This is a genomic window from SAR202 cluster bacterium (assembly GCA_016872285.1).
Taxonomy (GTDB): Bacteria; Chloroflexota; Dehalococcoidia; order Lucifugimonadales.
In genome coordinates this window covers 1-19,540 of sequence record VGZZ01000019.1, presented here as the reverse complement: position 1 = coordinate 19,540, position 19,540 = coordinate 1, and the positions used below count along the sequence as shown (strand labels likewise).

20 protein-coding genes are annotated in these 19,540 nt (G+C 60.8%); 12 read left to right on the top strand and 8 right to left on the bottom strand.

The annotated features are described in order from the left end of the window. Positions 1-35 precede the first annotated feature (35 nt). Positions 36-578, top strand: a complete 543-nt coding sequence (gene msrA, locus FJ320_06690) for a peptide-methionine (S)-S-oxide reductase MsrA (GenBank protein ID MBM3925663.1) — start codon at positions 36-38, stop codon at positions 576-578. A gap of 124 nt (positions 579-702) precedes the next feature. Here the strand turns inward: msrA and FJ320_06685 are convergent, their stop codons facing one another. From FJ320_06685 to FJ320_06670, 4 genes are all read right to left on the bottom strand, one after another. Beyond that, positions 703-1,590, bottom strand: coding sequence for a heterodisulfide reductase (locus tag FJ320_06685; protein MBM3925662.1), 888 nt, complete (start codon positions 1,588-1,590; stop codon positions 703-705). Between the two features lie 286 nt (positions 1,591-1,876). After that, entirely contained in the window at positions 1,877-2,884 is a 1,008-nt protein-coding gene (locus FJ320_06680) for a hypothetical protein (GenBank protein MBM3925661.1), read from the bottom strand. Between the two features lie 257 nt (positions 2,885-3,141). Further along, a complete protein-coding gene (locus tag FJ320_06675) occupies positions 3,142-4,785 on the bottom strand; it encodes an FAD-binding protein (protein ID MBM3925660.1) in 1,644 nt (547 codons plus the stop codon). A gap of 481 nt (positions 4,786-5,266) precedes the next feature. Continuing rightward, positions 5,267-6,721 carry a hypothetical protein gene (locus tag FJ320_06670; protein ID MBM3925659.1) on the bottom strand — a complete coding sequence of 485 codons (1,455 nt, stop codon included), beginning with the start codon at positions 6,719-6,721 and terminating at the stop codon, positions 5,267-5,269. A 93-nt stretch (positions 6,722-6,814) separates the two neighbouring features. On the opposite strand from FJ320_06670, the gene FJ320_06665 reads away from it, so the two are divergent. The 11 genes from FJ320_06665 (at position 6,815) to FJ320_06615 (ending at position 16,011) form a co-directional block, all read left to right on the top strand. Then, complete coding sequence (locus tag FJ320_06665) at positions 6,815-7,996, top strand: 2'-deoxycytidine 5'-triphosphate deaminase (GenBank protein ID MBM3925658.1); 1,182 nt, start codon at positions 6,815-6,817, stop codon at positions 7,994-7,996. Between the two features lie 19 nt (positions 7,997-8,015). Then, positions 8,016-8,522, top strand: coding sequence for an rRNA maturation RNase YbeY (gene ybeY, locus FJ320_06660; protein ID MBM3925657.1), 507 nt, complete (start codon positions 8,016-8,018; stop codon positions 8,520-8,522). Between the two features lie 54 nt (positions 8,523-8,576). Further along, positions 8,577-9,026: a MarR family transcriptional regulator gene (locus FJ320_06655; GenBank protein ID MBM3925656.1), complete on the top strand. Its 450-nt coding sequence runs from the start codon at positions 8,577-8,579 to the stop codon at positions 9,024-9,026. After that, positions 8,986-9,603, top strand: a complete 618-nt coding sequence (locus FJ320_06650) for a mismatch-specific DNA-glycosylase (GenBank protein ID MBM3925655.1) — start codon at positions 8,986-8,988, stop codon at positions 9,601-9,603. Before FJ320_06655 ends, FJ320_06650 begins: the two co-directional genes overlap by 41 nt. Further along, entirely contained in the window at positions 9,576-10,166 is a 591-nt protein-coding gene (gene thpR, locus FJ320_06645; protein ID MBM3925654.1) for an RNA 2',3'-cyclic phosphodiesterase, read from the top strand. The genes FJ320_06650 and thpR overlap by 28 nt, the downstream gene beginning before the upstream one ends. A 162-nt stretch (positions 10,167-10,328) precedes the next feature. Beyond that, positions 10,329-11,252, top strand: coding sequence for a DNA-3-methyladenine glycosylase 2 family protein (locus FJ320_06640; GenBank protein MBM3925653.1), 924 nt, complete (start codon positions 10,329-10,331; stop codon positions 11,250-11,252). A gap of 328 nt (positions 11,253-11,580) precedes the next feature. Further along, positions 11,581-12,090 carry a 5-(carboxyamino)imidazole ribonucleotide mutase gene (gene purE, locus FJ320_06635; protein ID MBM3925652.1) on the top strand — a complete coding sequence of 170 codons (510 nt, stop codon included), beginning with the start codon at positions 11,581-11,583 and terminating at the stop codon, positions 12,088-12,090. 256 nt (positions 12,091-12,346) lie between these two features. Further along, on the top strand, positions 12,347-13,489 hold the full coding sequence (locus FJ320_06630) for a 5-(carboxyamino)imidazole ribonucleotide synthase (protein ID MBM3925651.1): 1,143 nt from the start codon (positions 12,347-12,349) through the stop codon (positions 13,487-13,489). Between the two features lie 53 nt (positions 13,490-13,542). Next, positions 13,543-13,797 (top strand): ribbon-helix-helix protein, CopG family, encoded by a 255-nt coding sequence (locus FJ320_06625; protein MBM3925650.1) that lies wholly within the window; start codon positions 13,543-13,545, stop codon positions 13,795-13,797. After that, positions 13,775-14,221, top strand: a complete 447-nt coding sequence (locus tag FJ320_06620) for a type II toxin-antitoxin system VapC family toxin (GenBank protein ID MBM3925649.1) — start codon at positions 13,775-13,777, stop codon at positions 14,219-14,221. The genes FJ320_06625 and FJ320_06620 overlap by 23 nt, the downstream gene beginning before the upstream one ends. 68 nt (positions 14,222-14,289) lie before the next feature. Further along, the gene (locus tag FJ320_06615) at positions 14,290-16,011 is read left to right on the top strand and encodes an ABC transporter substrate-binding protein (protein ID MBM3925648.1); all 1,722 of its coding nucleotides are present in this window, start codon (positions 14,290-14,292) and stop codon (positions 16,009-16,011) included. Positions 16,012-16,231: 220 nt separating this feature from the next. On the opposite strand, the gene FJ320_06610 is transcribed toward FJ320_06615, so the two are convergent. The 4 genes from FJ320_06610 to FJ320_06595 all read right to left on the bottom strand — a co-directional run bounded on the left by FJ320_06610 (position 16,232) and on the right by FJ320_06595 (position 19,347). Continuing rightward, the gene (locus FJ320_06610) at positions 16,232-16,417 is read right to left on the bottom strand and encodes a hypothetical protein (GenBank protein MBM3925647.1); all 186 of its coding nucleotides are present in this window, start codon (positions 16,415-16,417) and stop codon (positions 16,232-16,234) included. Positions 16,418-16,461: 44 nt separating this feature from the next. Then, positions 16,462-17,373 carry an ABC transporter permease gene (locus FJ320_06605; GenBank protein MBM3925646.1) on the bottom strand — a complete coding sequence of 304 codons (912 nt, stop codon included), beginning with the start codon at positions 17,371-17,373 and terminating at the stop codon, positions 16,462-16,464. Then, positions 17,370-18,338, bottom strand: a complete 969-nt coding sequence (locus FJ320_06600; GenBank protein ID MBM3925645.1) for an ABC transporter permease — start codon at positions 18,336-18,338, stop codon at positions 17,370-17,372. Before FJ320_06600 ends, FJ320_06605 begins: the two co-directional genes overlap by 4 nt. Before the next feature lie 322 nt (positions 18,339-18,660). Then, positions 18,661-19,347 (bottom strand): cell envelope integrity protein TolA, encoded by a 687-nt coding sequence (locus FJ320_06595; protein MBM3925644.1) that lies wholly within the window; start codon positions 19,345-19,347, stop codon positions 18,661-18,663. Positions 19,348-19,540 lie beyond the last annotated feature (193 nt).

Genomic DNA, 19,540 nt, shown 5'->3' with positions numbered 1-19,540 from the left:
CGTCCTCAGTTTCACTGTAGTAATGGGTGAACTCAATGGCAGGAAAATCGGAGACCGCAACCCTCGCAGGCGGCTGCTTCTGGTGCCTCGAAGCCGTCTTTGAGCAGCTCGCAGGCGTCAATAAAGTCGTCTCCGGCTACTCCGGCGGCCACGTTCCCAACCCCACCTACAGTCAGGTCTGCTCAGGCACGACAGGCCACGCCGAAGCCGTCCAGATCACCTTCGACCCAACCGTCGTCTCTTATAAAGACCTACTGAACGTCTTCTTCACCATCCACGACCCTACCACCCTCAACCGTCAAGGCGGCGACGTGGGTACCCAGTACCGCTCCGCCATCTTCTACCACGACCCCGCGCAAAAAAAGGCCGCCGAGCAAGCCTTCATCGAGTTAACTAAGGTCAAACTCTGGCCCAATCCCATCGTCACCCAGCTTCTGCCTTCCCAAATCTTCTACCCGGCTGAGGCCTATCACCAGGGTTACTACCGCGCCAACTCCTACCAGCCCTACTGCCAGCTAGTAATTGCCCCCAAAGTGGCCAAGCTCAGAAAGCAGTTCCTGGAAAAGCTTAAGAAGTAACTGTTCCCGCTCGAATGGAACGGCCAAGTGTTAATCTGGTTAGATTCCTACCGACAGAGCCTATGCTACCCCGATGTGTTGGGCGGTAGGGACCAACCACCCATCTACGGGGTGGGTATTCCCCCTAAACCTTCATCTCCACCAGCCCCAGCTTCGCCTCCACCGGCTTCGTCGACACCAGGTGCCGCTGCATATTCAGCTCCTTGGGGCTAAACCCCAGCGCCAGCCCTATCAACTGCGGCAGATGCAACACAGGCAAGTCGATCTTCTCGCCCTTGTGCGCCGCCGCGTCCGCCTGCTTCCCGTCCAGTTCCAGGTGGCACAGAGGACATGGCGTCACCATCGCCTCCGCACCCTTCCCCTTGGCGTCCAGTGTGTGGTCGCCGCACATAGCCAGCGAGTTCTCTTCGTTCGACGTCAATATCGGGAACCCGCAGCACTTCGTCCGGCCCGAACTCTTCACCGCCTCGCCTCCCAGCGCCTCGATAATGTTCTCCAGCGCGCTGCGACGCGTCTTCCTGAAGGCCCCGGGCACCATCAGTTCCGGCGGTCGAATCAAATAGCATCCGTAGAAGGGCGCCACCTTCAGCCCGTTCAGCGGCCTCACCACCAGCGTCTTCAGCTTATCGACGCCGTAATCCTCTACCACCGACCACAGCATGTGCCGCACCTGCGTCGTCCCCTTATATTCCAGTCCCTCCTCGGCCAAAAACTCTTTGTTGATATAGTCTCGATATTCCTTCTCCTGCAATCGAGCGTTGGCCTGCGTCAGCACCCCCTGGCACGTGCTGCAAATGGTCATCATCGGCAACCCCTTGGCCTCAGCCTTCGCCAGCGTCCGCGCGTTTATCGGGTCAGACACCTCCCGGCTCAGCACCCCCGCCCCCGTGCAGCCCACGTCCTTCATCTCCTTCAGCTCGAACCCCAGGCTCTCCGCCACCTTCACCGCCGATGGGTATAGCTCCGGGCACCCTCCCCGCGACACGCAGCCAGGAAAAAACGCGTACTTCATTACTTCTTCTCCTTCTTCTCAAACCCTTGCTGTCATTTATTGAAAAGTGCCAGTTGCCATCCGCCGACTCATGTTCTCACCTTCTCTCCCTCGATAGGGGAGAACAGAAGAGAGAGTGAAACACTAGCACTACGTTCCGTCCGCCAGGCTATACCACACCTTCCACGGCCTTCCCGTCTGGTCCTCTCCCTCCTTGAGGGGGAGAGTTAGAGAGTGGGGTCGTGGTGGAGGTTCAGGGGGACATCCCCTTCTTCCCACCTGTTCAGTTCTCCCACACGAAAGAGGCCTAACCATGCCCCTTCTCATCACCCTTCTCCTTCTTCTGCTTCGCCTCCACCTTCTCAAAAATCCGCCTGATATGCTCCGCACCGGGCCGCTTCGGATGCAGCACGTAGGGCATTGGCCGCTTTCCCTTCGCTCCCGCCTTCAGCGCGAACGGTAGCAGCTTCAGCAGCCCACGCACGTTCGTCAAACCCTCCGTCTCCAAGGCCAGCCGCCCTTCGTCTAGCCACCCGTGCGCCTTCACCGACCTGGCAAAGCTCCCATAATGTCCTCGCACGTACGACGGCCCCGCCTTGTGCTCCATGGCCTTGTCATGCATGTCGAATATGTAGTGCGTCGGCCTCACCCCACGAGGGCAGTGCTCCGTCGCCTCAAAGCAGTGCGCGCAATCCCATATGCCCTTCTTCAGGCTCAGCTTCTCCAGCCGCTCCTTGGTCCGCGAGTCCCGGGGGTCGAACACCGTTCGATACCCGTGCGCCAGCGCAGCCGGCCCCAAATACGTTTTGTCCACCGCGATGACCACACAGCCCTGGTCGCACAGCCCGCAGTTGGTGCAAGCCATCGCCTCCTGTAGCGCCCCGGCCTCCGTCGCCGACATGATATGCTCCCCCTCCGCCGGCGCAGCCTTCGGCTCAATCCACGGCTCCACTGCCCGCAGCTTCGACCAGTGGAACAGCTCCTCGTCATATCTAAGGTCTCGCACCGCCGTGGTCATCTTTATCGGCGCCAGCGATATCGCATCCTCCCCTTCCTCGTCCGCCCCCTTCAGCCCCTTCCCAACGGTGTACCGGCATGCGATGCGCCCGTCGCCATTGATAGCCATAGTGCAGCCGCCGCACATCCCCGTGCGGCACCCCCCGCCGAAAGCCAGCGTCGGGTCCATCTCCTCCCGAATTCTCGCCAGCGCGTCCAGCACCGTCGCATCCTTCTCTATATCCACCGTATACACCTGCCACGCCGCCTTCCCGTTGCTCGACGGGCTGCTCCGCTTCACCTTAATCTTTACTTCCATTACTCACTCCGATTATGTCATTCCGAGCATAGTCGAGGAATCTGGCCTCACTATGACCTAGCCACCAAGTTCAGCACTATGCAGCCGTCCGGTTCCTCCTTCCCCCTTGATGGTGGAAGGTGCAGGATGAGGGTGTAACCCTGGCACTACGTTCCGTCCGCCAGGCTCCACCACACCCTCCAGGGCTTTCCTTTGGTCCCTATTTACCTCTCGCTCGAAAAGTCTTCAAACCAACCCTTCCATTCTACTCCAATCCCCTACCCTTTTGGCTTCCACTTCGTAATCTTCACCGCCTCAGTCCCCACCTTTGGCCCCTCCGACGAAAAATTCACCACCGTATGCTTCAGCCAGTTTCTATCATCCCGATTCGGAAAGTCCGACCGATAGTGGCTTCCCCGGCTCTCCCCCCTCGCCAACGACGACGCCACTATCGCTGACGCCAAGTCCAGCATATTCCCCACTTCTCGATATTGCGCCGCGTTCTTCGCCCCCGCCCGCCCATACCTCTCCCTCAGCACCTCTATCGCCTTCGACGCCTCCTTCAGCCCCGATGCATCCCTCTTGATTCCCACCTTCCCATTCATCACCGACGACAGCTCCCGCGCTATTACCCCCGGCAAAATATCTCCGCTGGCCGACGCCAGGCTGCTCTCCAGTCCCTTCATCACGTCTCCCACCATCGGCGCTCCACCTCTCTCCTCCTTCGCATGCCCCACCGCCGACTCCCCCGCCCGGCGACCAAACACCACGCTATCCAAAATCGAATTCCCTCCCAGCCGGCCCGCCCCATGCGCCCCGTTGCTGGCGCACTCTCCAGCCGCATATAGCCCTGCCACACTGGTCGCCCCATGCGCATCCGTCTTTACCCCACCGATGGGCCGGTGCATCGCCGGCTTCACCGGTATCAAGTCCTTCGACGGGTCCAGCCCCTCCAGGTCCTTCAGCATCATTCGAGTCTCCGGCAGTCGGCCCGACAATACCTTTTTATCGACTCCCCGGAGGTCCAAAAACACATACCCGTTCTCTCCTCGGCCCGCCGATATCGCCTCCGCCGCCGCCCTCGATGCCGCATCCCGAGTCGCTCCCGCCCTCACGACTTCATTCCCGCCCTTGTCCGCCAGCTTCCCCCCCAAAGCTCGCGCCATGTCAGTAATCAGCAGTCCTCGGCTCTTCAGCGTCGTCGGCGCGAACTGCGCCATCTCCATGTCCCGCAGCGCCGCCCCCGCTCTATACGCCAGCACCACCCCGTCCCCCGTCGCCAGCAGCGACGCCGTGCTGGGCGCGTACACCCTCCCGAAGCCCCCCGTCGCCAGTATCGTCGCCTTAGATGTGAACGCCTCCAGCTTCCCGCTCTTCGTATCCCTGGCTGCCACCCCCCTGCACACCCCCTCCTCCACTACCAGCGCCTCGACGAACCACTCCTCATACACCGGTATCTGGTGCCTCAATATCTGTTCAAATAAAACCTGCTGGATAATATGCCCCGTCGTGTCACCCGCGTACGCCGTCCTCGCCTTCCCAGACCCAGGCAGCGCGGCTAGGTCTATCCGACCCTCCCCGTTCCGGCTGAACACCACGCCCATGTGTTCCAGCGCAATGACATCCCCCGGCGCGTCCTTGCATAGCGCCTCCACCGCATCCTGGTCATTCAAATACGCCCCCACTAAAATCGTGTCCTGCGCGTGCCCCTCCCACGAGTCCCCCTTCTTCAGTGCCGCGTTTATCCCCCCATGCACTCCCGACGACATGCTGCGCATCGGATGTTGCTTGGAAACCATCGCCACTTCCGCCCCCGCGGCCTTCGCCGCCAGCGCGGCCCTCATCCCCGCCATTCCACCCCCAACTACAACTACATCATGCTGCGGCAACTCATTTCTCCTCTCTAATGTCCCTTCCCTCATTTCTTGCGAAGGAAGGGCCAAGCTCGAAGACTCGCCTTGGCGAGACGAGAGATCCCCTTTTCTTCCTCTCCCTTGATGTGAGAGGATTAAAGTGAGGTTGAAGCCCTAGCTCCACGCTCCGTCCGCCAGGCTAGACCATACCTCCCACTGGGCTTCCCATTAGGTTCTCTACCCCCTTGAGGGGGAGAGTTAGAGAGGGGGGTCGGGGTTCTGGCGGAAGGGTTATCATTAAATCCTTCGCCTTCAAAACCGGCCTTTTTACGCACTAACCGAGCGTGAGGCCATTGTATTGGAGGCCGATTAGGGTGTCAATTCAGGAATAAACAGCCCTGACCGCTGCCCCTCATTTAACGGCTGTAGCCACAGGCACAACAGGCAACGACATGCTGCGCCACTCAGCAAGCCCGCCCTCCAGCGCCGCCACGTTGAAGCCCATCGCCTGTAGCTCCTGCGCCGCACGGGCGCTCGTCGCCTCGTTTCTTCAAGTGCAGTAAGTGACTATGAGTCGGTCCTTGGGCCGGCCCGCCGCCCATTCAGATATCCTGTCCGGCTCCACACGAATGCTTCCAGGAATCTGACTCCCGTCCGCCTCGTAGCTGGACCGAGAGCGGACGTCCAGCACTATCGGCGCCAAAGGCTGGCTAAGTAACGCGTGAAGCTCCTTGGATTTTATTCGTGATACCGTCTCCGTACCTGGCGCGAACAGCCCCGCCGCGGTGCTCTCCCGTTCCTCTTCGAGCGTCTCCGATGCCACCTTTCGCGCGTACATCGCGGCCGCCGGCGCCGCCGTCGCTCCGTGTAACGCCACCGAAGTTATTACCACAAACCCCACGGCAGACAGCAGCAGTTCCCCCTCGGGCAGCCCGGCTTGCACCGCCAGCAAGGCCAACAGCAAAGTGCTTAGTCCCCTAGGCCCAAACCAGACTATGAACGCCTTTGCCGCCTGGCTCATCCTAGCTTTAGAAAGTAAGGCCGTCAGTACAGCAGGCCGAACAGCAACAATAACGATTGCTGCCAGGGCTATGCCTTCCAGGGGGTTCACCCTGCCAAGGATGCCAGATAGAACGGCCCCAAAAAGCAAGAACGCGAAAAGCATCGCCATCTCAGAGGTCGTTTCTCCGTATTCTAGAAAGCAGTCGCACAGCTTCTGGCCGAAGACCACTACCCCTAGGCCGGCGGCAAAGGCCGCCAGAAACCCATCCCCGCCCGCCGCAGTCGCCGCCGAGTACGCCGCCAGCACCATACCCAACCCGTACAAAGCCTGATGCTCCCGCCGAATACTCAGTCGCGTGTCAGCCTGGGAAATCAGCCAGGAGCCTACCCCTCCAATCGCAAGTCCAATTACCGGACCCACGACCGGGGTCTTCGCCAGAAAAGCGCTCCATTCGCCCGCGTCGTCGAAATGGCTCCCAGCGACCGCGATGAGTATAAGAATCACCGGCAGCACTATTATATCATTTAACCCCGCTTCTATCTGAAGGGTCTGCCTGATCGACCGCGGAAGGCGCGAGTCTCTTAGGATATCTCGAAGCACCACAGGGTCAGTGGAAGCAATAGCCGCGCCGCCAATGAACGCGACTGTCCATGACAACCCTAGCATTAGCCCCAGCGGAAGCGCGCCCAAGGCCATAACCAGTGCCGTCCCCGGCACCAGGACCAGGAATGGCACCACCCAGCGCCTGCCTAACTCACGAATGTTCAGCTTCACCGCATCCAGGAACAGCACCAGCGCCAGGCTCAGGGTCGCCACTACCTCTAGCAGCCTGTTCTCAGGCGTAAGGTCTATGACCCCGAAGACCGGTCGTCCCAGCAGCAACCCCAGGACCAAAAACAACAAAGGAATCGAGATATGCCAGCGGTCCACCACCCGCGAAGCCAGCGCAGCGACCGCTATTATCAGTCCGACAAGGCCAAATGCCAGCGACACATCGGGCACAGATCTGCCTCTTTATTGCCCATATACGGATAAAAAAACTTCCTCTCCGTTATCATAGACATCCGCTTGCTCCCCCGCTATCCTTTCACCCAAATGACCACTCCATCCCCCAAGACCACAGGCGTCTGGCCCGCCCATTTCATCGACGACGCCATCACCCACGGCCACGTCCGACCCCACGGCGCCCTCCCTCCCATCCCGCCCGAAAATATCCAGCCCGCCAGCCTTGACCTCCGCCTCGGCGAAGTCGCCCACCTCCTCCAGTGCAGCTTCATCCCCGGCGCCGAATCCGTCACCTCCAAGCTGCGACACCTCTCTATGGGCCAAATCCGCCTCGACCAGCCTGAAGGCGCCATCCTCCATAAAGACCAGGCCTATCTAATCCCCCTCATGGAAGAACTAGCCCTCCCCGACTGCCTCAAAGCCCGCGCCAACCCCAAAAGCTCCACCGGCAGGCTGGACATCTTCACCCGCGTCATCACCGACCACGGCCATCAGTTCGACGAAATTAAAGAAGGCTACCACGGTCGCCTGTTTTTAGAGCTCGTATCCCGCACCTTCACCATCAAGGTCAAAAGCGGACTTTCCCTAAACCAGATCCGCTTCATCCAGGGCAACCCCAACGTCACGCCCCAAAAAATCCTCCGCGAGCCCGCCTCCGAATCCCTTCTCTATGACGACTCTAAGCCCCTCGACCTCGAGGCCCACCAGGCCATCAACAGCGACGGCATCCTCCTCAGCGTTGACCTCAAAGGCTCGCCCGCTGCCGCCACCGTCGGCTACAAAGCCCGCGCCCACGCCTCCCTCCTCGACTTAAGCGCCCGGACTAAATACCGGCCCGAGGACTACTGGGATGAAATCAAGCCCGACCGCGCCGGCAAGCTAATTCTCGAACCCGAAGTCTTCTACCTCCTTATCTCCTCCGAAAAAGTCCGCATCCCCCCCGGCTACGCCGCTGAAATGGCCGCTTATGAACCCACCAGCGGCGAGCTCCGCACCCACTATGCCGGCTTCTTCGACCCAGGTTTCGGCGTCTACCCCAAGGACAAGCCCCAGGGCACCAAAGCAGTCATGGAAGTGCGCGCCCGCGACGTCGCCTTCATGATCGAGCACGGCCAAAAAGTTTGCAAACTCCGCTTCGAAAAAATGGCCGCCCGCCCCAAAAAACTCTACGGCCTACAAATCGGCTCCTTCTACCAGGGCCAGAACCTCATCCTCAGCAAACACTTCGTCCCCGCCAGCGCCATCGGCCAGCAAATCGCCGGCATCTCCTAAGCGGGAGCGTAGCTCTTAAATGCCAGCACGCCTAGTCATCTCCCTCTCCTCCCCTCCCGCCCTCCGTCCCCTCCTCCGCCGCACCGCCCGCGCCGCCCTTCACCTCGCCCACCCTGACCCCACCTCCCTCTCCATCGCCGTCGTCGACGACGCCACCATCCGTCGCCTCAACCGCGACTTCCGCGGCGAAGACAAAGTCACCGACGTCCTCTCCTTCTCCCCTACTCACTCCGGCCCCTGGCAGGGGGACACCACCCCTACCCCAACCCCCGACCCTACTTTCCCCCTTCTCCCCGACGAGGGACCTCCCCCCCTCGGCGAAGTCGTCATCTCCCTCTCTCAAGCCCAGAGACAAGCCAACCGCGCCCGCCACCCCATAGAACGAGAACTCGCCCTCCTCACCATCCACGGCATCCTCCACCTCCTCGGCCACGACCATCAGACCCCCACCCAAAAAAAGAAAATGTGGGCGCTGCAAGACCAGGCCCTCAAACATCTCTTCAAAGACCTGCCTGCTGCAAAATGATCCCTCCCTTATTTAATTATTGCACCCTCAACTATATTCCTCTAAACTCATCCCATGCCTGCCAAAAAACCCAACCGACGCCTCTCCGCCTGGCAGACCTTCCTTCAGACCCATGCCCTCGTCGTCAGAAAGCTGGAGCGCGAAATGGAGGACCTCCAGGGCACACCTCTCACCTGGTATGACGTCCTCCTCCACCTCAAAAACGCCCCCGGTGGCCGCCTCCGTATGCAGACCCTCGCTCGTCACGTCGTCCTCACTCGCAGCGGCCTCACACGCCTCATCGACCGCATGGAAGCTCACGGTCAGGTCCGCCGAGAGGACTGCCCTGAAGATCGGCGCGGCTCCTTCGCCGTCATTACCCCCCTCGGCCTCCAGGTCCAGAAGAACTGCGCCACCCTCCATCTCCGCGGTATCCGTAACCACTTCACTCGCCACCTCTCCAATTCCGATTTGGACGCTCTTCATGCCATCCTCTCCAAAGTCCTCAAAGCCAACAAGGCCTAGCCGCTTCCCCTCGCCATCCATGAACACCCTGCCCGACTATCTGCAACCCGGCCTGGACATCGTCCTCGTCGGCATCAACCCTTCCCAAATCTCCGTCCAGCGCGGCCACTACTTCGCCAACCCCCGCAATCGATTTTGGCCCGCCTTCAACCGCTCCGGCCTCGTGCCTGTCCCCCTCTCCAGCGACCAGGACCATACCCTGCCTGCCTACGGCATCGGCTTCACCGACGTCGTCAAGCGCCCCAGCAGCCAGGCCAGCGCCCTCACCCCCCAGGACTTCCGGCAGTGGGCCCCCATCCTCAAACAGAAGCTACTCCAATCCCGGCCCATGATCGTCTGCTTCCACGGCCTCATGGCCTGCAACGGCTACCTCCTCTACGCTGAAAACTCCAAGGCCAAAGCCACCCTTGGCCTCCAGCCCGCCTCCATCGGCCAGTCCACCGTCTTCGTCGTCCCTAATCCCAGCCCCACCAACGCCCAGTTCTCCCTTGACACCCTCGTCAATTGGTATAAGCAGCTAAAAACCCTCCGCGACCAGTTGAAGCTGACATGGACGCCACCCTCCGTACCTTCCTAGCCGTCGACTTACCCCCAGGCGCCAAGGCGGCCCTGGCCTCTCTCATCGCCAGGCTTAAATCCGCCGGCCTCAACTCCGTCCGATGGGTCAACCTCGATACTATCCACCTCACCCTAAAATTCATGCCCGAGACCCGCCCCTCCGATGTTGAGCGCATCCTCACCGCCTCCAAACAAGCCCTCCGCAGCACCCAGCCCTTTCCCCTCTTCTTAACCCGCCTCGGCGCCTTCCCCAACCTCCGCAGCCCTCGAGTCCTCTGGGTCGGCGTCGAAGGCGACCTCCCCACCCTCCAACACACCCAATCTACCCTCGAGTCCCACGTCTCTCCCCTCGGCTACCCCTCCGACCCCCGCGGCTTCAACCCCCACATCACCATAGGCCGCCTCCGAGACTCCATCCCACCTCAATCCCGCTCCCTCATCGAACCCCTCATAGAATCAGAACCTAGCCTCGGCAATCTATCCTGGACAGCCAAGGAACTCATCTACATCCACAGCACCCTCACGCCCCAAGGCCCCATCTACCGCACCCTCGGCTCCATCCCCCTCAACTTGTCATCCTGAGCGAAGCCTGTACTCAGGCGTGGTCGAAGGATCTGTTCTGTCTGCCACCAGATCTCGCCTCCTACTAGGACGATTCCACTACTTATGTAGGGGCGAGGTCGCTCGCCCTTCCCATTCATCCCTTCCCTCCCATCCCACTACCCATGCTTTAATCTAGCCGCCATGCAGTCGCATTCTCTTACGCTAACCCCACTCCCTCCATATAACTTCGAATTGACCCTGGGCCACCTCGCCTCCTTCCAGGGCGCCCTTACCGCCGATGTGTTCCACGACGGCGCCTACCAGCGACTCCTAGACATCGACGGCAAACTCTTCCTCGCCACCGTCCGCTCCTCCGGCGCTACCGACAATCCCCAACTCCACCTCACCATCCAGGCTGAATGCGTCACCAAAGCCGACATCCGCCGCGTCAGTCAAATCATCCAATGGATTCTCGGCGCCGACCCCTCCCTAAACGGCTTCTACAAGATGGCCGCCAAAGATCCCATCCTCGCCCCTTTAACCCAAAAACTCTATGGCCTCCACATGGCCCGCACCCTAACCGTCTTCGAGGCCTTTGTCCACGCCGTCACCGCCCAGCAAATCGCCTCCACTGTCGCCCGCCTCATCCGAGGCCTCCTCCTGGAAACCTACGGCCGGCGGCTATCCCTAGACGGCCACCTCTACTACGCCTTCCCCTCTCCATCCGCCATCGTCGACGGCGGCTTTGACCGCCTGCGAAACCTCAAGCTCAGCGCCCGCAAGGCCGAATATATCCTCGATGTCGCCACCGCTGCCCACACTGGCGCCCTCGACCTGGAAGGCCTCCGCTACCTCGACGACGACGCCATCAGCCAGACCCTCCTCTCCCTGCGAGGCGTCGGCCCATGGACCGTCCACTGGCTCATGATCCGCGCCCTGGGCCGCCCCGACGCCTTCCCCGCCGGAGACCTCGCCCTCCAGCGCGTCGTCTCCCACTTCTATTTCAAAGGTCGCGCCCTCTCCGCCAAAGAACTAGACGCCTTCTCCCGCCGCTGGTTCCCTTACCGCTCCTTTGTCACCACCTACCTCTTCGCCGCCCTCCGCCGCGGCTTCATGGCCTTCTAGCAACGTCATTTCGAGCGTAGTTGAGAAATGTCAACGGCCCTTCTGCTGTACGCCACAGCTAGCCAATCATAACTCGCCCAGCCGGATCTCATCTGGTCCTCCCCCTTTTCCTCGTGTGGAAAAGGAGGAGTTAGAGGGGGAATTGGTGCAATCTTTTCTCTTCCCCTTCCAGCAGGCTGTACTCAGTCCCGATGCAGTCGGGGAAGGGGCTAGGGGATGGCATACCGACCGAAAACAAGGATTGCCCCCGAGAATCACCCCCTACCAAACCACCCCTCCCCTCTCTGCTATACTTTCCTCGCGGGCGAAGCAACCCGAGGAGACACATATGGACAACCCCCTTGTGGGCGTCATCATGGGCAGCAAGTCAGACTGGGAGACCATGTCCCACACCGTCAATACACTCAAAGAACTCGGCATCCCCCATGAGGCACGCGTCGTCTCCGCCCACCGTACCCCCGACTGGATGTTTGAATACGCCTCCACCGCTGAAAAACGTGGCCTGGAAGTCATCATCGCCGGTGCCGGCGGCGCCGCCCACCTCCCCGGCATGACCGCCTCCAAGACTCTTATCCCTGTCCTCGCCGTCCCCATCCAGACCCACGCCCTCAACGGCATGGACTCCCTCCTCTCCATGGTCCAAATGCCCGGCGGCATCCCTGTCGGAACCCTCGCCATTGGGCGGTCTGGCGCCATCAACGCCGCCTTGTTCGCTGCCGCCATCCTCGGCAACAAGCGCCCCGAAATCCGCCAGCGTCTCCGCGCCTACCGCCAGTCCCAGTCCGACTCCGTCTACAACGATCGCCTCTCCCTAGAACAAGGCAAAACCCTCGCCTAAATTGGCATCCATGAGCTGATCTAGCCATGACGAGAAGCCTGGTACCAGTCTTATGTTACCCCCTTGAGTCCTTCGCTCTTCTTTCCTCTCCCTTGATGGGAGAGGATAAAGGTCGAAGACTCGCTGTGGAGAGTGAGGGTGAAGCCCTAGCACTACGTTTCGTCCGTCAGGCTAGAACACACTTCCCACTGACCCCCCTATCCGAATCCATTCCCGCGTCCAATTGGAAGACAAGGCAAGAGCGCTAGTTATCCCCATGACCACCTCCTCCCCCATACTCCCCGGCTCCACCATAGGCATCCTCGGCGGCGGCCAGCTAGGCCGCATGATGTCCATCGCCGCCAAACGCATGGGCTACCGAGTCATCATCCTCGATCCTATCCCTGACTCTCCCGCCGCCCAAGTCTCCGACGGCCAAATCGTCGCCCTCTATGACGACATCGATGCCGCCCGCCGCCTCGCCGCCGCCTCCCGCGTCGTCACCATCGAATTTGAAAACATTCCTGCCGCCACCCTTGAAGCCATCGAACCCCTGGTCCCCGTCCGACCCTCCAGCCGAGTCGTCCGCGTCTGCCAGCACCGCATCGCCGAAAAGACCTTCCTCCGTGACCATGGCTCCCCCGTCACCGCCTTCCGCGCCGTCAAAACCCAAAGCGACTTGCAGTCTTCTATCAAGGCTATTGGATGCCCCTCCATCCTCAAGACCGCCACCGGCGGCTACGACGGCAAAGGCCAGCTCCGCCTCGACTCCCCCACCCAGGCCGCCGAAGCCTGGCAATGGCTCCAGGGCCGAGAGGCGATCCTGGAGGCCTTTGTAAACCTCGACAAAGAAATCTCCGTCATCGTCGCCCGCAGCCCTCAAGGCCAGGTCGTCTGCTACCCTCCCTCCGAAAACACTCACGCCCACCACATCCTGGACACCGCCGTTATGCCCGCCGTGATACCTGACACCCTTCTCACCCAGGCCCGGGACATCGCCACCCGCATCGCCGTCGCCCTGGATATCGTCGGCCTGCTCACCGTTGAAATGTTCGTCGCTAAAGATGGCCGCCTCCTAATCAACGAACTCGCCCCCCGACCCCACAACTCCGGCCACCAGACCTTCGACGGCGCTATCACCTCCCAATTCGAGCAAGCCGTCCGCGCCGTCTGCGGCCTCCCCCTCGGCTCCGCCGACCTCTACCACCCCACCGCCATCGCCAACCTCCTCGGCAACCTCTGGTCCCCCCATGAACCCAACTGGCAACGCGTCCTCGCTATGCCTGACATCAAACTCCACCTCTACGGCAAATCAGAAGCCCGCCCAGGCCGTAAAATGGGCCACCTCACTGCCTCCGCCACTACCCCCCAAGAAGCCCTCCAAAAAGTCATCCAGGCCCGGGTAAAACTCTCCACATAAGATTGTATGTGGCATAAATTTGGCGTACAATATCGTGTGTACAAAGGGATGAAATGGCTATAGAACGTCTGGATGTGCGTCTTGACCAAGAACGACGCCGCAAGCTGCAGGAACTGGCGGCAGAGCAGGGTACACCTGTTTCCGAAATCGTGCGACGGCTCATTGATATGGCGTATGAAGACACCCTAAAGGCCCGCCGCAGGCGCGCAGTCGAAAAAATGAGCCAAATGGCTATAGAAGACGTTCCAGACCCTGAGACCCTGAGCCGCCAGCTTGCGGAGACGTATGAGTCCCGCGGCCTTTATTGATACAAATATACCCATCTACGCAGTTGGCCGAGATCATCCATTGAAGGAACCCTGTCTTCAAGTGATGCGTCTGGCTATGGAGCACCCTCGAGCCTTCTTGAGTGATGCTGAGGTTCTTCAGGAAATTATCCACCGCTACCTTTCATTGCGGTTATGGCCTCAAGGACGTGAGGTTTTTCAGGCCTTCAGTGACGTCATGGAGGAACGAATAGAGGCTATATACGCCGGCGACATTCATCGCGCCGCAGTCTTAGCGGACTCTTATAAGAACCTCGCCGCGCGAGACCTTGTGCATGCGGCGGTAATGCAACGTTTAGGCATACACCGCATCATCTCGGCCGACACAGGCTTTGACCGCTTGCCCGAGTTTGAACGGCTGGATCCTGCCAAATTAGCTGGCTGGCAGCGCTCTGTGCTCCCCTGAACTTCTCCCCCAGCACCATTCGTATTGTTGATATCAGATCAGTCAATTCTCTAAGAAAGCTCCACACGTTGTCCATATTCTTTAGGCTCCTGGCTCTCCTCTCCATCTTCCTCCTCTCCCTCGCCTCCGCCTGCGCCGACAACCCATCCTCTAACCCCGCCTCCACCTCCCTCCCCACCGCCACTGCCTTGCCCACCACCTCCACACCCACCCTAGAGCCTGGCGAATACGGCGGCACCCTTACCCTCGCCAACCGAGGCGACCCTCCCGCCGCCTTCGACACTATGCGCACCTCCAGCATCGCCCTCCACCATCCCGGCGGCGCCCTCTTCGGCCCCGGCAACCTGGTCAAGCGATGCCGCGAAAACGTCTTCTTCATCTGCCCCGACCTGGCCGAACGATGGTTCCCCAATGCCGACTTCTCCAAGTGGACCTTCCAAATTCAGCGCAACGCTTACTGGCACGACGGCACGCGCTTTACCGCCGACGACGCCAAGTTCTGGCTCGACCTCGCCGTCTTCGGCTACCAGAACAGAGACCGCGTCCGCGCCCCCGCCTACTTCAAAGGCGAGCTCGGCGATGTTAAGCAGGTCGATGTCCTCCCCGGCAGCCAGTTAGTCGTCACCCTCACCGGCCCCTCCTTCTTCTTCCCCGATAAGCTCACCAACCCTCGCCTTAAAATCGCCCACCCCAAACACCTCATGCAGCCCCGCCTTGAAGACGGCGAGGTCAGCGTCGCCCCCCTGGATGTCGGCCTCGTCGGCGCCGGCCCCTTCAAAATCGAAAAGTACCAGAAGGGCAGCCTCATCAGCCTCCGCCGCTTCGAGCGCTACTGGGAAAAGGACGCCCAGGGCCGCGCCCTCCCCTACCTGGACGGCATCGACTTCGTCGTCATCGAAGATCCCGCCGTCATGGACGCCGCCTTCCGCTCCGGCCGCATCGACGGCGGCGCACGAGGCGAAGGCCACTATCTCACTCTCGAGCGCCGCTCTCAGTATGAAGAGTCTATGAAGGACAGAGCCTACTTCGGCGAAATCCAGGGCGGCCAGTTCCGCCTCGCTTTCAACACCCTCAAGCCCGGTCCCTGGCAAGACGTTCGAGTCCGAAAAGCTCTATCCCTATGGATCAATAAAGCCGCCGCTATCCCCTCCGCCCTCGGCGGACAGGGCGTCCTGACCGGCCTCATCAGCCCCAATAACCTCATCAGCAGTCCCGACTTCCTTCTCTGGCCCGGCTACAACAAGAACACTCGAGACCAGGACATGGCCGAAGCCAAACGCCTCCTCGCCGACGCCGGCTACCCTAACGGCTTCTCCATGGACCACCTCTGCCGCAACAACACCATAGCTCGATGTGAGTTCCTCCACGGCCAGCTAAAAGACCTAAACGTAAACCTTAGCCTCCGCGTCGTGGACGAGGCCGAGTGGAACGCCGCCCGCGTCACCCTGGACTACGACTCCCAGCAGGGCGCCTTCTTCAGCCCCGTCACCCCGGAAGCCACCGAATCCGTCTTCGGCGTCTTTAGCAACAACCCGGACTCCTACGCCAAGCACCAGGACTCCCATGTAACCACCCTCTACTCTCGCCTCCGAGACCTCCGCCAGGAACGCCCCCGCGTCGAGGCCTGGCGTGAAATCGAACGCTACCTCGTCCTGGAACAGGCCTACGTCATCCCCATCGCCGCCACCCACCAGGTAGTCCCCTACCGTAACCATGTAAGAGGCGTCGCCATCCCCGCCGAAGACGGCCACGCCAACACCGACTTCGCCACCGCCTGGCTCTCCCGCTAACTCCCTTCTCTTTTCCTCTATTGACGGAACCTCTTGACAGGCAGGGTTTCGGATGCGAAGCTCCCCATGCTCAATCCCAAGGCTATCCTAGGTGCTTATCCCAGGTTAGCAGCGCAAGAGAGCACGAGTGGTTGTTGGATGAAGATGAAGGGAGGGGGTCAACATGAAAAGGTTCTTAGGTGTAGGAATTCTGGTAGGGCTGCTGGCAATCGCGTTGGTGTCATCCGTCAGTGCGCATGAAGGACACACCTCGTGCGCTGGAGGCGCCCCTGGCGTAATCGCGACCATCCCAGGCGTTCCCACCGGCCCGGGCGAGGGCCCATCTGGGCCGGGGTTTGTTGCCCCCGTGGCCAAAGCCGGAGCCGCTGCTGAGACCATCGCAGCTATACACGAAGTTTATTGTCATCAGCCGCCCGGACCGCCGCCAGGGCCTGCGACGTCATAGCCGAACTACCTCCCCGAGGACTGCCGTGTAATAGGATCCAGGAGGTCGCGTAGGGCGTCCGCAAAGAAGTTGACGCTAAACACTGCCAGCGCAATCGCCAGCGCGGGGAAGAGGGTTAGCCACGGAGCCGTTTCCAGGAACTGGTGGGCCGCCTCCTGCACCATACGGCCCCAGGAAGGGTCCGGCGGCGGGACGCCCAACCCCAGGAAGCTCATGCCTGCCTCGATGGCGACGGCCTCCCCGACCAGGGCCGCCCCTAAGACCGTGATAGGGCCCAGGCTGTTGGGTAGGAGGTGCCGCAGGAGAAGCCGCGCCGTGCCGGAGCCGTGGACCACCGACTTCATCACGAAGGCCTCTTGCTTGAGACCGACGGTGAGGGAGCGCGAGAGACGGGCCATGATAGGCGTGAAGGCGGCGGCGAGGGCGATGAGCAGCGCGTTGGAGGACGGGCCGAAGCCGGCGACCACCAGCATCGCCACCAGAAGGGGAGGGAAGGCCAGGAGCGCGTCTAGGAGCCGCTGAATAACAAGGTCCAGCCAGCCGCCCTTGAGGCCGGAAACGATGCCGATAAGCGCGCCCAGGAGGGTGGCTATGAAAGCCGACGAGACGCCGATGTATAAGGAAACTCGCGCACCGTGGATGATGCGGGAGAAAGCGTCGCGGCCAAAGGTGTCGGTGCCCAGGTAGAAGTCGCCGCTGGGGGGATGAAGACGGTTGGGGATGTTATGGGCCAGGGGGTCGTGGGTGGCAATAGTGTCGGCGAAGGCGGCGGCCAGGCACCATAGCAGGAGGACCAGGGCGGCCAGGAAGCCGATAGGCCGAAATCGGGCGAAGGCCCAGATTTGGGAGGGGAGCCAGAGGAGGGCGTCGAGGGCGGCCCGCATGGGGCGTCGAGACATCGAGGCGGCAGTGGTCATGGGTTGGAGGGGAGGATGCGCGGGTCAATGCGGGCGTGAAGGATGTCGGTGGCGAGATTGAGGGTGAGGACGAGGAAAACGAAGGCCATGGCTAGAGTCTGCACCACGGGGTAGTCCCGGCTGGCGACCGCCGAAGCCATGGCCCGGCCCAGCCCCGGCAGGCCGAACACCACCTCCAGCAGCACCGCGCCGCCCAGCAGCGACGCCGCCTGGATGGCGGTCACGCTGGCGAGGCCGCCCAGCGCGTTGCGCAGCGCGTGGCCGAAGAGGACTCGATTTTCCGACAGGCCTTTGATTCGGGCCAGGGTGATGTAGTCCTGCCGCAGCGCCTCCAGGATGCCAGCCCGGATAACTCGTGTGGCGACGGAGGCGAGGCCCCAGGCGAGGACCAGGGCAGGCCATAGCACCATCGTCAGGTGGTCGATAGGGTTTTGCCAGGGCTGTTTGTAGATGATAGGGGGCGTCCACCCCAGGAAGTAGGTGAGGCCCAGGATCACCAGCAGCCCCGCCACAAAGCTGGGCAGCGTCTGGCCGGCGATGGTGATGGTGCGTATGAGGTAGTCAGGCCATCGGTCCTGATACACGGCGGCCAGGACACCCAGGGGGATGGAGACGAGAAGGGCCAGGGCCAGGGTATACAGGATAAGCAGCAGCGTGATCGGCGCCTGGTCCCACAGCGTGGTGCGCAGGGGCTGGCGGTCGGCCAGGGAACGCCCGCCAAAGGTGCCGTCGACAAGGCTGAGAAGCCACTTGCCGTACTGAAGCGGGAGTGGATCGCGGAGGCCCAGCTCCCGCCGCAAGCTTTCCAGCTGCTCCTGCCGGTGGATAGACTCGCCTGACCCGCCAAGCACTGCCTGGGCCACGTCGCCGGGCAGGACTCGGATGATAAGGAAGATAAGGATGGATGCAATAAGCAGCGTAGGTATGAAGAGGAGGAGGCGGGTTATAAGGTGGCGGGTGAGCATTTCCGCTCTTTATACCATATCGGGGCCACAAGGCGGATTGCGCTCATTTAGAAGCGCGTATATCTGTAGTCGGGATATGCTGCCCACCACCCACCAGTCCAGCAGACAGTAGTGGGGGCGGGTTTCACGTAATTCCGATCCGCCTGAGGTGGAAGGAATCTCAACGCCCTGTCCGCCACCATTACCCCCATTTCACCAGCTCGACATAGGCCTTGGCGGCGGCCTTGAGAGCATAATGGGGGCAGTAGAGTTGTTTTCTCAATTTTTCAAAACAACCTCCCTAGATATTCGATTTTGGGGAAAAAAGTTTTGGAGGAACGAATCAGGATTCCAGGCGTGAGTCAGGCACAGATTCGATTTCCGATTCGTCGCTTTCCAAGGGGCCATAGACCTTGTCGATCTCGGCCCGGGTCCTGATCATGTTCATAAGGTTGCGACCCAGGCGATATACATCGGCAGGGGTGGCGTAGGGATCGCTGGCGCTTTTAACGTACCTGATGCGGGCAAGGGCTACTTCCGGGGTAAGGTCCAAGTTCTCCATAGCAATGACTTCTTTTATGAGCTCAAGGTCACGGGCTGGGGTAAGCTTGGAGTAATAGCCGTTCTTAAAGGCGTTCTGGTTGCCGGGCTGGCCGCCGCGTCGGCGAGGAGGGAGGGAGGCCGCTTTTGCTTGAGCCCTTGCCTTATCCTTGGCCTCTTTCCTTGCCAGTTTTTCCGCTTCCTTCTTCTCCATCTCCTGAGCGGCCTCTTTTTCGGCGGCTTTTCTTTTGGCTTCCTCAATGGACTGGTGCTCGGCGAAGCGCGTCGCTTCGACTTCTTCGGTGTAGAGGTTAAAGCAGGCGCCGTCGCATTTGCCGGGGGGAGGGCTGAGCAGGTAGGGGTTGAGGCAGTTGTCGTCGCAGAGGAGGAGGGGATTGAGGTGGTGGCGTTTGATGTTGAAGTTGGTGATGGGGACGCCCATGATTTCCTTGCGAGGGGGCGGGAGAGGGCCGTTGGGGTCGGTGGTCATGGATTCCTGCCTTGTAGGTAGGGTGGCAGAAATAATAGAACATGTGTTTGTCTTAAGGCAAGGGGCCGCATGACATTAAAAATATGGTTACCGAAATAAAGTGATTGTCTCAAAACTACGGTTACCGAAATCCCAGGGAGGTAGCCGTGAACCGGGAGAGCATTGGCGAGTACGCTCAGCGTCAAAGGGAAAG

Coding starts and splice junctions, on each gene's coding strand:
- thpR (MBM3925654.1), top strand. CDS start 9,576: ATGGACGCCACCCTCCGTACCTTCCTAGCCGTCGACTTACCCCCAGGC.
- FJ320_06680 (MBM3925661.1), bottom strand. CDS start 2,884: ATGGAAGTAAAGATTAAGGTGAAGCGGAGCAGCCCGTCGAGCAACGGG.
- ybeY (MBM3925657.1), top strand. CDS start 8,016: ATGCCAGCACGCCTAGTCATCTCCCTCTCCTCCCCTCCCGCCCTCCGT.
- FJ320_06620 (MBM3925649.1), top strand. CDS start 13,775: ATGAGTCCCGCGGCCTTTATTGATACAAATATACCCATCTACGCAGTT.
- purE (MBM3925652.1), top strand. CDS start 11,581: ATGGACAACCCCCTTGTGGGCGTCATCATGGGCAGCAAGTCAGACTGG.
- FJ320_06675 (MBM3925660.1), bottom strand. CDS start 4,785: ATGAGGGAAGGGACATTAGAGAGGAGAAATGAGTTGCCGCAGCATGAT.
- FJ320_06610 (MBM3925647.1), bottom strand. CDS start 16,417: ATGACAATAAACTTCGTGTATAGCTGCGATGGTCTCAGCAGCGGCTCC.
- FJ320_06655 (MBM3925656.1), top strand. CDS start 8,577: ATGCCTGCCAAAAAACCCAACCGACGCCTCTCCGCCTGGCAGACCTTC.
- FJ320_06650 (MBM3925655.1), top strand. CDS start 8,986: ATGCCATCCTCTCCAAAGTCCTCAAAGCCAACAAGGCCTAGCCGCTTC.
- msrA (MBM3925663.1), top strand. CDS start 36: ATGGCAGGAAAATCGGAGACCGCAACCCTCGCAGGCGGCTGCTTCTGG.
- FJ320_06685 (MBM3925662.1), bottom strand. CDS start 1,590: ATGAAGTACGCGTTTTTTCCTGGCTGCGTGTCGCGGGGAGGGTGCCCG.
- FJ320_06605 (MBM3925646.1), bottom strand. CDS start 17,373: ATGACCACTGCCGCCTCGATGTCTCGACGCCCCATGCGGGCCGCCCTC.
- FJ320_06600 (MBM3925645.1), bottom strand. CDS start 18,338: ATGCTCACCCGCCACCTTATAACCCGCCTCCTCCTCTTCATACCTACG.
- FJ320_06640 (MBM3925653.1), top strand. CDS start 10,329: ATGCAGTCGCATTCTCTTACGCTAACCCCACTCCCTCCATATAACTTC.
- FJ320_06630 (MBM3925651.1), top strand. CDS start 12,347: ATGACCACCTCCTCCCCCATACTCCCCGGCTCCACCATAGGCATCCTC.
- FJ320_06595 (MBM3925644.1), bottom strand. CDS start 19,347: ATGACCACCGACCCCAACGGCCCTCTCCCGCCCCCTCGCAAGGAAATC.
- FJ320_06625 (MBM3925650.1), top strand. CDS start 13,543: ATGGCTATAGAACGTCTGGATGTGCGTCTTGACCAAGAACGACGCCGC.
- FJ320_06665 (MBM3925658.1), top strand. CDS start 6,815: ATGACCACTCCATCCCCCAAGACCACAGGCGTCTGGCCCGCCCATTTC.